Here is an 11,212-nt window from a genome sequence, read left to right as displayed (position 1 = left end):
GCTGACCCCTGGTGATCGGTGGGAGGCGAACCGCTCCACCGTAACGCGCGTGCGGTGTCCGCGTGGCCCTAAGCGACCTGTTCGGGCATCGCCGTCCGGGTGATGCGCGTCCACGACTGCCTCACACGAACGGAACCGACAAGCGGTCGACCGCAGCTCGTCGGGTAGCGATCCCGCGCCGGTCGTAGCCTGCCGTCGTCGCCGGGTTGCTGTGGCCGACGATCTTCGACACGGTCGACAGGTCGGCCCCGGAGTCCAGGAGATCGCCGACGAACGTGCGCCGCAGGTCATGGGGCCGCACCGCCTCCGACTCGCCGAGGAACCGGCGTCGCACCGCGGCGGCCACCGCATCCACCGACAGCCTGCGGCCGGTCTCGACGACCGCCACGCGGGGAACCTCCTTACTCATCGGCGTCAGCAGGGGACCGGCGCCCTCTCCACGTACCTCCAACCACGCGGTCAGCGCCCGCCGCACCCCCGGGGCCAGCGGCACCGAGCGGACCACGCCGCCCTTGCCGGTCACAACCAGCGTCTCGCGTGCCGCGTCCACGTCCGAGAGGTCCAGGGTCACCGTCTCGCCGCGGCGCAGGCCCGCCCCGACCAGCAGTGCGATCAGTGCGCTGTCGCGCCTGGCCGTGGCCGACGGGTCCGCGGCCAGTGCCTCGAACGCGGCCTTGACCCGGTGCGCGTCGATATGTCCGCGTGCCTGCTTGTCCTCGTCGCGGCCGATCTTCTCCGGCTGTAGTGCCGACAATGCGACCGTCGCGGTGCCGTGGTCCATCAGCCCGGCGTCGCGGCAGGCCCGCACCACCGCACGTACCGAATCGCGCATGGCATTGCGTGTCGACGCGGCGTCCCACACACCGCCGATCGAGCGGTCCAGTGACTGGTAGACCTCCGCAGGCAGCGCGGCCCAATCGGTCGACCACACCGCGGCGGGCGAGTCCACCTGCCCGGTCGCCAGCACCACCCGTGCCAGCCTCTCCAGCCGGAGCCGGGCCGTCTTTTCGGACCCACGCGCCACCGACAGCGCCACCGACCGATGCACTTCCACGGGGACCGGCGACCGGGCGTCGTCGACCGCGGCACGCACCAGTTCCGTCGGAACGCGTACCGGTGCAGTCAGATCGGCCTCTACGCGCCCGTCGTACAGCTCGATGTCCATTCCGGTAACGATACCGCGATAAGGATCATTATCGCGATACACTACATTTGGGCGTGAGATGAGGAATATCAGTATTCATACGAGTATTATTGCCCTGAACCCGCGAATTCACGGCAAATGAACGGAGAACTACGGTGGCGACCACGCTCATGCCGGATCAGACGAACATCTTGGAGCAGACCTGGGCCGACACGATCGCGGCCGACGCGAAGGTCGCCAACAAGGCGTTCTACGAGAAAGTCCGAGGTCACAGCGGTTTGGGGGACTACAACCTCGTCGCCTCATGGCTGCGCGACAAGCGCCGGGCGGTGCAGGCCGCCGAACGCGGCGACATCGCGATACCCGCCGACATCGTGGACGATCTGCAGCCGCTGTGGCAGAAAGCCGTGGTCACTGCGATGGCCGAGCTGGAAGCCCGGCACGCCGCCGCACTGGACCGCCTCGCCAAGGAGGCCGGCGACGCCGTCGCAGCTCAGACCAGGGCCGAGACCAAGCAAGTCGAGGCCGAAACGTCGTTGGCGAAGGCCCAGGCAGAGTTGGCGGCGACAAAAGACACTGTGACGGATCTCCGCAACGCCGCACAGGGACATCAGGCGGCCATGGACGCCCAGCAGAAGGCCCAAGACGCCGCCCAGCGGGTCGCGCAGGTAGCCACCGCCGACCGGGCCGAGGCTCTTGCCACGGCCGATGCCGCTCGTGCCGAACTGGCCAAGGCAGAAAAGACTCTTGCTACCGTCAAGTTCGAGACCGAGGTACTCCGCGAACAAATGGCAACGGCACGGGACGCCACCGCCGACTCCGACAAACGCACCGCGCTGGCCGAGCAGCGGGCCACGACCATCGAGACCGACCTCACCGCACAGCTCGCCGCGCTACGCGGCGAGGTCGACAACCTCACGGTTGCCCTGGCATCGGCTCGAGACGCTGCCATCCACAACGACAAACGCGCAGCGCTCGCCGAACAGCGGGCCGCCACCGTCGAGGCCGACCTGACCGGCCAGCTCACCGCGCTGCGCGAGGAGGTCGAGAAACTCACCGCCACGGGCCGCGCCACCCAGGACCAACTCACCGGTGCGACGCTGGAACTGGCCGCAGCACGCACCGAAGCCACCACATTGCGTGTGCTGCTGGACCGGATCGAACCGACCAGGCTGACCGATCAGGAGACCGCGCCGACCGATGAACAGCGCAGGCCGACCGCTCAGGACTAGGCGGGCGGCATGGATCTGCGCCTGTGCGGTTATGCGACCTGCTCGGGCATCGCCGACGCGGTGATACGGCGCAGGGTGTCGGCGATCGTGAAAAGATCGTCGTCGTCGAACGGGTTGCCGTGGTCGGTGTACGGGGATTCGAACAGCCGGCCCGGTTCCATGACTCCGTTGCGGGTGAGTTCGTCGACGATGTGGTTGACGAATCGCACCTGCTCGACGGTGAACATGGTGCCGCTCAGATAGTGCTCGAATGCTTCGGTGGCGGCGCCGCGGTCGAGGCCGACGAGGCCGCGCACGAACACGCCCAGGCCACCGGTCTGCCGCCCGGCGAACACGATGTCACCTTCCTGCCCACCGGAGGCGAGCAGCATCTGTTCGAGTTCGGTGATGTCGTCGGCGGTGAGTTGGCGGTTACGGCGCAGCCGTTGCAGGGCCAGGTTGTCAAGGTGGTCGCGCAGGTACGCTTCGGCTTTCGACCGGAACCGGTCGAAGTTGGTGCCGGGGGTGATGCCGGGCAGTTCCACGGTGACACCTTCGCCGATGGTGTCCTCGAAGTCGGTGTACACCGGGTTGCGGGAGGTCTTCTCGATGAGCCGCACCAACCCGCGCAACTTCCTGCGGGCCGCTTCGAGCATGGGGAGGGTGACGTCGATCCACCATTCGTCACCGGCCACCGACTCCAGCAGTACCGCCTGCGCGGCGACCGACGGGATCGAGGTCCTACCGAGCAGACTGGCCGCCACATCCTGAATGCGGGACCGAAGCTGCTCGGCGGCAAGCGCGTCGGCGTTGAGTTGGGCGAGCTGGCGGCGCAGCACCACCAGGTCGAACCGTTTGGCATCCTCGTCGTCGTCACGCACCGACGACGGCAACCCTCCCAGGGGAAGTGCCGCTTCCACGTCGTCGGGGGAGAGCGTGCACCACGCGTCGGGTTCGGCGAACCGTTCGACGGTCTTGCGGTGTTTCCGGACGACAAAATTGTCCAGGTTCATGCCGGCGACGATCTCGTGCAATCCATCGACGGTGGACTTGCGCAGGTCGGGTTCGTCGTCACCGAGCGCGGTCACCAGGCCCAGGCGGGCCTCGAACAGGCGCTGCGCCAACGACTTCTGGATACTGCCCTCCGACCCGGGGAGGTCCTGGCTGAAGTATTCGAGGTTGCCGCAGAAATCGAAGACGAAAAAGTCCTGCTTGTCCTCGCCGGGCCCGAACAGGTCGGGGCACAGCCGGGTGCCGCGGCCGATCATCTGCCAGAACTTCGACTTGGACCGCACCTGTTTGAAGAACACCAGGTTGAGCACTTCGGGGACGTCGATACCGGTGTCGAGCATGTCGACGCTGATCGCGATGTGCGGTGCCTTGTCCTTGATGGAGAAGTCATCGATCAACGATTGTGCGTACGGGGTGCCGTGGGTGATGATGCGCGCGAACTGCCCGGCATGCTCGGGGTAGGCCAGGTTGAAGCGTTTCTCGATGAACTCGGCATGCTTCTGGCTTTTCGCGAAGATGATGGTCTTACCGAGGCGGTCGCCGCCGGCAACCTTGTAACCCTGAGTCATCAGCGTCGACAGCACCTTGTCGACGGTGTCCTCGTTGAACAGGAACCGGTTGAGTTCTTCGGCACCCACCTCGTCGGGTGGTCCGTCCTCACCCCAGTCCAGGGCGTCCCACTGGTCTTTCTCGTCCTCGGTGAGATCGTCGTAGGCGATGCCGGACCGCAGGAACTTGGTGCCGACGCTGATCCCTTTGGGCGGCACCAGATATCCGGCGTCGACCGCCTCGTCGAGGCTGTAGGCGTCGGTGGGGACTCCGTCTTCGAGGTGGAACAGCCGGTAGGTGTTGTGGTCGACTTCGTCCTTGGGGGTGGCGGTCAGGCCCACCAGCAGCGAGTCGAAGTAGTCGAAGATCGCGCCGTACTTGGCGTACACCGAGCGGTGTGCCTCGTCGATCACGATGAGGTCGAAATATCCTGGGCCGAAACGTCGTTGGTCGTTGACCGTGTCGTCGATGAGGTTCATCATCGTCGGATAGGTGGACACGTACACACGGCCGTCGGTGACCTTCTCGGTGACCAGGTTGACGGTGGTGGACCCGGGCAGGTGCTCCTTGAAAGCATTGGCGGCCTGGTTGACCAGTGCGGTGCGGTCGGCCAGGAACAGCACCCGCTTGGCCCAGTTGGCTTTTTGCAGCAGGTCGACGAGCGCGATGACGGTGCGGGTCTTGCCGGCGCCGGTGGCCATCACGAGCAGCGCTTCGCGTTGTTTGCGGTCGAAGGCGTCGCCGACCGCTTTGATGGCGCGCACCTGGTAGGGGCGTCCGGCGATGTCGGTGTTGACCGGTGCGGTGGTCAGCGGCAGCCGGGTCTGGCGGCGCTGGATGAGCAGTTCGAGTTCGGCGGCGGTGTAGAAGCCGTCAATCTCGCGGGGCGGATAGCCGGCGGCATCGTCCCAGATTCGATGTTCGTAGCCGTTGGTGTAGTAGATCACCGGCCGCCGGCCGAACTGTTTCTCCAGGCAGTCGGCGTACAGGCCGGCCTGCTGCTGTCCGACCTCCGGTGATTTCGAGGTACGTTTGGCCTCCACCACGGCCAGCGGCCGGCCGTCGGCACCCCACAGCACGTAGTCGACAAATCCCTTGCCTCCTGCGTTCGGCATGCCGGTGACCTCGTACTCGCGGTCCCGATCCTGGTCGAGCGGCCAGCCCACCTCGTGCAGCATCAGGTCGATGAACACATCGCGGGTGTCCGATTCGCTGTAGTCCCGGTCGTCGGGTGCCGCGGCGGCCTGCGCGGCGGCGATCTGCGCTTGCAGCGCGGCGATCTCGGCGTCGCGGGCGGCGAGCAGTTCGGTCTTCTCGGCGAGCGCCCGCGCCCGTGCCTCGTCCTGGGCCCGGAACTTGGCCGCGATCTGCGCGAACTGGTCCCGGGACAGAGGTGCGGCGTGGGCCGCCAGCTTCGGATCGAACTGTGTGCGCAGATCCACCGCCTGCGGGTAGGGGGAGTGGTGGTACGACGCCCACACCACGACGTTGAACACGTCACGCAGCACCGCCAGCGACACATCGGGCCGGATCTGCCGATTATCGTGCACAGCGGTGTTCGCGATCTTGCGGATCCGCGTCATCTTGTCCGTAATACCTTGTGGTACAAGACGTCTGAACGTCGCATCGCCGATCTTGGCCGCCAGGTCGTCCTTGTACGGGATCCGCAGCGACAACACATCGTAGAGATAGCCGACGATCTCCTCGACCACCCGCCGCGAGTAGAAGCACGCCGACCGCGGATCGGAATGCAGATACGATTCGGCGCGAGCACAATCCTCGTACACCGTCGGCAGTGTTTGGCGGACGAAAGCGAAGTTGCTCACGGTCTCAGAAATCCCCCGTCAGTCGTTCCATCGGTTGGCCGGTGATATCGGCGATCAGCTCAAAATCCTTGTCCACGTGCAGCACTGTCAGTTCCGACAGTTCGGCGATCGCGGCGATGAGCAGGTCGGCAGGGCCGGGGCCGCGGTGGGTTCCGCGGTCGGCGAGGGCATGTTGCACTTCGAGAGCGCGTGACTCGGTTCGCGGAGTGATGCTCTCGACCGGCAGGTCAGAGACCGGTGGGGTGTTTTGCAGCTCAACCCAGCTTGAAGCCGAACGGGCCGAGAACCCCACTTCCAAGAGCGTGGTGGACGAGATGTGTACCAGGCCGCGCGCTATACGGTCCTGCCATTGATCGGCGTCGGGCGAATGGGCGATGCGAACCAACGCCGACTTGTCTACGAGCCAGGCCATCAATCCCACGCCTTCGCCATGACCTCATCGTCGAGGAGGTCACCGGCGAGTGCGCTGAATCGGTCGAGGTCAGCGCGGGTGGTCCGGCCACGTGGATGGGCGATGGTTTTCAGCTGCTGCCGCAGATACTCGGACCTGGACATGCCGAGGCTCTGGGCCTGGTCGTCGATGCGCGCGATCACCTCGTCGTCGACATTGCGGATCAAAATGTCCGTCATGTGATATCACCTCTGACCTCCCACGCTATCAGGGTGTGGATGTGATGGCGAGGTTATGGTTCGTCCAGCGGGCACGTCGTGGAACACGGGATCAGTCGTCGACGAGTGCTGACAGCGCGGTCGCCGCCTGTTCGGGGTTGTCGGGCAGACGGAGGAGTGCGTCGATGACCGGGCGCAGTTCGGGATCGTCGGCCATCGGCCGCAGCCGGTCGGCGCTGGTGGCGATGGCGGCGCGGGTGTTGGGGCCGACATTGGTCGAACCCCACGACCCGGCGTAATAGCCTTCGGGAGCCTCGAATGAGGAGGCGATACCGATGAAGGCGAGCAACTCGATGATGCTGCGCCGCTGTTGTTGTGGTGTGTTATCGCCGGCGGCGTAGGCGACCAGGAACGGGACGGCGTACGCGGTGGCCTGATAGATGGTGCCCTGATGCCAGATATTGCCGTACAACAGGTAGATCGCATCGTCGAACGCCGACGTCTCGCCCACGGTAGTGCCTGTTCCACACTGTGGCTCATGGTCCGGATCGGTGATCGACAGTCCCCGAAGGGAACCCGCAACATCCGTGTGAGGAGCATCGTCGTCACCCCTCCCGATGCCATATGCGTGAGCAAGGGATTCCCAGTCGACACGATCGAGCTCATCCAGCGCCGCAGCACCGGTAGCGAGCGGAATCACGATGTCAGTCATGCGCCGAGTATAGGAAGGGACACCGTGTCGTCGGTGACCGTAAGCCCGCGGCCAGGTGTGTTTACCCCTCAGGGGCAAATATCTGTTCGAGGGTGTCGGCTCCGAGGACCAGGCGGGCGCTCCATTGCGAAATCTGTTCGGTGTTGGCGCGCGCGACGCGCTCACGCGTATCGGTATCGACGTCACCGAATTTTGCGGTCAGTAGCTCGATGAGCAGCCCAGCTCGTCCTTCGGCCAGAGCCCCGGCTCGGCCTTCGGCTCGGCCTTCCGCGCGGAGTACGTCTGCGGTGTTCATTGCGGCCTCCTCGGCTTCGGGTCCCACGGTGGCGGTATAGCGGATGATGTCTTCGACCTGCGTAGTACTGACAACTACAAGGTACTGGAATAGGGCTTCGAGGCGGCTGGAGTCGAGTTGGTTGATGTGGTCGGTCCACTCGGGCAGCCAGCGAATGGCGTTTGGGTCTTCTGGTGCTTTAGTGAGGAATACGAAGGTTATGCGGGCCGCGGTTGTCAGTGGTCGGGCGCGCAGGGCGGCGTCGCTGACGGTGGTGAGGTCGTCAAGCAGGTAGCTCGCGTGCGGTATCAGACCGTCGGCCGCAGCGCCGAGCGAGTCGTTGATGTCGAGGAGGTCGGCGATGTCGGTGGGTGCGGTCCATCGGCGCCGGCCCTGGTAGATGACCACCGGGATGATCAGTGGCAGCGGTCGTTGGCCTGGTCGAATCGTGTGCTGCTTGACGTGTCGGTCCCAGATGCGGACCTGATATTGCAGCATGCGGAACGCCATCAGTGGGTCCGGGGTGCTTTGGTGTTCGATGACGACGTAAACGTACGCGTCGTCCTCCTGGACTGTCGTTTTGAACAGGACGTCGGTTTGTCGGTGGCGTAGGTTTTCGTCGACGAAGGTGCCTTCTTGAAGCACCATGTCGTTGAAGTCGATGTGTGCGGTCAGTTCGGGCGGTAGCACCGAACGCAGTTCTGATCCGGCGTTCTCCGGGTCGGTGAAAATCAGCCGGAACAGGGCGTCGTGTGGTTGTCGGCCCGTGGATGGGTCAAGCCCCGTGTGGTGGTGTAACTGGTTGTTGATCCTTCGTTGGTGGTCAGGCGGGTAGTTCGATCAGCGGATCGGTACTCACCTCCGTCTGCGAGTTGGTGTCGGGGTCGGTGGTCAGGGTGAGTCGGCACCTGTTGAGGATTTCGAGTCCGAGGTATCGGCGTCCTTCGGCCCATTCGTCGGTCTGCTCGGCCAGGACGGCGCCGATGAGCCGGACGATGGCGTCCCGGTTGGGGAAAGATTCCCACGACGTCGGTGCGACGGCGGATCTCGCGGTTGAGTCGCTCGGTGGGGTTGTTGGACCAGATTTGCCGCCACACGTCGTCGGGGAACACGGTGAACGCGAGGAGGTCTTCGCGTGCATCGCCGAGGTGCTCGGCCACGTCGGGGAGTCGCCCTTCAGTGTATTCCAGAAGCCGGTCGAACTGGGCGTTGACGGCCGCGGCAGTGGGCTGGTCGTAGACGCTGTGCAGCATCGCCTTCACCGCCGGCCACATGGATTTGGGGCACACGGCCATGAGATTGGCGGCGTAGTGGGTGCGGCAGCGCTGCCAGGCGGCACCGGGCAGGTTCGCCGCGATCGCCTCGACCAGGCCGGCGTGCGCGTCCGAGGTCACCAGCCGGACTCCGCCCAGACCTCGGGCGACCAGGTCAGCGAAGAAAGGTGTTCCACGAGGCCTTGCTCTCGCTGGTCGCCACTTGCATGCCGAGGACTTCGCGGTGGCCATCGCCGTTGACGCCGGTCGCCAACAGTACGACGGCTTTGACGACCTGCTTGTTCTCGCGGACCTTGATCGTCAGTGCATCCGCGGTGACGAACGTGAACGGTCCAGCCTCGTCCAGGCGTCGGTGCCCGAACGCGGCGACCTGTTCGTCGAGGTCTTCGGCCATCCGGGAGACCTGCGACTTCGACAGTGAGTCGATGCCCAAGGTCTTGACGAGCTTGTCCATGCGCCGGGTCGACACTCCCGCCAGGTAGCAGTCCGCCACGACCGTGATCAACGCCGACTCGGCCCGCTTGCGGCGCTCGAGCAACCACTCCGGGAAGTAGCTGCCCGACCGCAGCTTGGGGATCGAAACGTCGACGGTGCCCACACGAGTGTCCAGGGGCCGGTGGCGGTAACCGTTGCGGCGGTTGGTGCGCTCGGCCGAGCGAGCATTCCACTCGGCACCACACACACTGTCGGCATCGGCTGACAGCAGGGCGTTGATCATGGTCTGCAGCAGCTCACGCATCAGATCCGGGGATGCGTCAGCGAGGGCTTGGCCAAGCAGGCCGGCAGGGTCGACAATATGGGGCGCGGCCATCGTGATGACTCCGTTCGAGGATTCTGTGGAAGGTTGACTCGAAGGATCACACGGTGGCCGCTCCTGCGTCTGCCGACATAACGTCGAAGACGATCTCGGCCACCGAGTTACACCACTCTATGGGGCACTACCGTGGCGTGCGAGAGATCGCTCGACAGATCGGACGCAGTCCCGCAACGATTTCGCGTGAGTTGCGACGCAACGCTGCGACCAGGGGCGGGAAACTTGAGTATCGGGCATTGGTGGCGCAGTGGAAAGCTCAGCAGGGCGCTAAGCGTCCGAAAACGGCGAAACTCGTGGCGAACGAAGAGTTGCGGACCTACGTCCAGGACCGCCTCGCCGGCGTTGTTCGCCGGCCCGACGGCACACTGGTGGTTGGGCCCACGCCACCTGAATGGAAAGGGCTGAACAAGCCGCACCGGGCTGATCGCCGGTGGTCGCTGGCATGGAGCCCGGAGCAGATCTCCCAGCGACTGCGGGTCGATTACCCTGATGATGAGTCCATGCGTATCAGCCACGAGGCGATCTATCAGTCCCTGTTCATCGAAGGCCGCGGCGCGCTCAAACGTGAGCTGGTGGCGTGTTTGCGCACCGGGCGAGCCCTACGGGAGCCTCGTGCTCGCTCACGCAACAAACCGCAGGGTCATGTCACCTCCGATGTCGTGCTCAGTCAGCGCCCACCCGAAGCCGAAGACCGCGCCGTCCCCGGTCACTGGGAGGGTGATCTCATCATCGGGGTGGGCCGCTCAGCTATTGGTACTCTTGTCGAAAGACGCAGCCGTGCAACCCTTCTAGTGCACCTGCCGCGCCAGCAGGGCTGGGGTGAGCAGGCGTATGTGAAGAACGGTCCGGCGCTCGGTGGCTACGGAGCCATCGCGATGAACGCGGCACTGACGGCGTCGATGGCCGAGCTGCCGCAGCAGTTGCGTAAGACGTTGACGTGGGATCGTGGCAAAGAACTGTCCGCACATGCCCAGTTCGCGATGGATACCGGGACACAGGTGTTCTTTGCCGATCCGCATTCACCGTGGCAACGCCCGTCGAACGAGAACACCAACGGACTGCTACGCCAATACTTTCCGAAGGGGACAGACCTATCTCGGTGGTCAGCCGCCGACCTCGAAGCCATCGCCTACACCCTCAACAACCGCCCCCGAAAAGCCCTTGAGTGGAGGACTCCCGCCGAAGTCTTTGGAGAGCAACTACACTCAGGCAAACGACCCGGTGTTGCATCGACCGATTGAACCCGCCCAGTACACGGCACTGACCTTCGGTCAGCGTTTGGCCGAAGCAGGTATCGCCGCCTCGATCGGCAGCGTCGGAGATAGCTACGACAACGCCCTGGCCGAGTCGGTCAACGCCGACTACAAGAACGAGTTGGTTGACAACCAGCCACTGCATCACGGACTGGCCGAGCTGTCGTTGAGCACCGCCGAATGGATCGCGTTCTACAACCGCGAACGCCCGCACAGCTACTGCCACGACCTCACCCCCGACCACGCCGAACAGTTGCACTACGATCAGCTACGCGCCCTCAATCCGGAGGGAGTACTCACAAAATGAGCTCTCCGGAAACGCCGGGACGGATCACTTCGGGTATAAGCTGTTGTGTTGGTTTAGGCGACACCGGTTGCCCTGCCCATGGACGGATGTGAGTTGTCACCTGAGCCGACGCGTATGAGGGCCTTCCGGTATCGTCTGTTTCTCACGGGTAGGGTGTTTGAGGGAGGTCGCAGGGTGGTGGCCGTCTACTACTAAGCCTGAGGGGGCTGCCGTGCGTTTGACCGCCGA

General features: G+C 64.7%; 8 protein-coding genes and 2 pseudogenes. 3 read left to right on the top strand and 7 right to left on the bottom strand.

Annotated elements, in window-relative coordinates; all coding sequences use genetic code 11:
* Nucleotides 1–121 precede the first annotated feature (121 nt).
* Nucleotides 122–1,165, bottom strand: coding sequence for a site-specific integrase (locus GOAMR_RS01065; protein ID WP_005181461.1), 1,044 nt, complete (start codon nt 1,163–1,165; stop codon nt 122–124).
* A gap of 134 nt (nt 1,166–1,299) precedes the next feature.
* Here GOAMR_RS01065 and GOAMR_RS24990 point away from each other — a divergent pair, with 134 nt between their 5' ends.
* Complete coding sequence (locus tag GOAMR_RS24990; protein ID WP_005181458.1) at nt 1,300–2,376, top strand: coiled-coil domain-containing protein; 1,077 nt, start codon at nt 1,300–1,302, stop codon at nt 2,374–2,376.
* A 29-nt stretch (nt 2,377–2,405) separates the two neighbouring features.
* Here GOAMR_RS24990 and GOAMR_RS01055 read toward each other — a convergent pair whose 3' ends face one another.
* The 6 genes and pseudogenes from GOAMR_RS01055 to GOAMR_RS01030 form a co-directional block, all read right to left on the bottom strand.
* The gene (locus GOAMR_RS01055) at nt 2,406–5,741 is read right to left on the bottom strand and encodes a DEAD/DEAH box helicase family protein (protein WP_005181457.1); all 3,336 of its coding nucleotides are present in this window, start codon (nt 5,739–5,741) and stop codon (nt 2,406–2,408) included.
* Between the two features lie 4 nt (nt 5,742–5,745).
* Complete coding sequence (locus GOAMR_RS01050; RefSeq protein WP_005181454.1) at nt 5,746–6,153, bottom strand: PIN domain nuclease; 408 nt, start codon at nt 6,151–6,153, stop codon at nt 5,746–5,748.
* Nucleotides 6,153–6,371 carry a type II toxin-antitoxin system VapB family antitoxin gene (vapB, locus tag GOAMR_RS01045; RefSeq protein WP_005181448.1) on the bottom strand — a complete coding sequence of 73 codons (219 nt, stop codon included), beginning with the start codon at nt 6,369–6,371 and terminating at the stop codon, nt 6,153–6,155. The genes GOAMR_RS01050 and vapB overlap by 1 nt, the downstream gene beginning before the upstream one ends.
* A gap of 91 nt (nt 6,372–6,462) precedes the next feature.
* Nucleotides 6,463–6,861 (bottom strand): hypothetical protein, encoded by a 399-nt coding sequence (locus GOAMR_RS01040; RefSeq protein ID WP_005181446.1) that lies wholly within the window; start codon nt 6,859–6,861, stop codon nt 6,463–6,465.
* Nucleotides 6,862–7,123: 262 nt separating this feature from the next.
* Nucleotides 7,124–8,068: an Rpn family recombination-promoting nuclease/putative transposase gene (locus GOAMR_RS01035; protein ID WP_244427206.1), complete on the bottom strand. Its 945-nt coding sequence runs from the start codon at nt 8,066–8,068 to the stop codon at nt 7,124–7,126.
* Nucleotides 8,069–8,159: 91 nt separating this feature from the next.
* Nucleotides 8,160–9,421 (bottom strand): annotated as a pseudogene (locus tag GOAMR_RS01030) (IS256 family transposase).
* A 134-nt stretch (nt 9,422–9,555) separates the two neighbouring features.
* On the opposite strand from GOAMR_RS01030, the pseudogene GOAMR_RS23910 reads away from it, so the two are divergent.
* Nucleotides 9,556–10,665 (top strand): annotated as a pseudogene (locus GOAMR_RS23910) (IS30 family transposase); the annotation flags it as partial.
* Nucleotides 10,646–10,984, top strand: coding sequence for an integrase core domain-containing protein (locus tag GOAMR_RS25705; RefSeq protein ID WP_040514001.1), 339 nt, complete (start codon nt 10,646–10,648; stop codon nt 10,982–10,984). The pseudogene GOAMR_RS23910 and the gene GOAMR_RS25705, both read left to right, overlap by 20 nt.
* Nucleotides 10,985–11,212 lie beyond the last annotated feature (228 nt).

This window comes from Gordonia amarae NBRC 15530, assembly GCF_000241345.1.
GTDB lineage: Bacteria > Actinomycetota > Actinomycetes > Mycobacteriales > Mycobacteriaceae > Gordonia > Gordonia amarae.
This window is presented reverse-complemented; position numbering and strand designations above follow the sequence as displayed.

What these genes read in the sequence shown, in the direction of transcription:
- GOAMR_RS01065 (WP_005181461.1), bottom strand. Translation starts at nt 1,165, where the DNA reads ATGGACATCGAGCTGTACGACGGGCGCGTAGAGGCCGATCTGACTGCA.
- GOAMR_RS01050 (WP_005181454.1), bottom strand. Translation starts at nt 6,153, where the DNA reads ATGGCCTGGCTCGTAGACAAGTCGGCGTTGGTTCGCATCGCCCATTCG.
- vapB (WP_005181448.1), bottom strand. Translation starts at nt 6,371, where the DNA reads ATGACGGACATTTTGATCCGCAATGTCGACGACGAGGTGATCGCGCGC.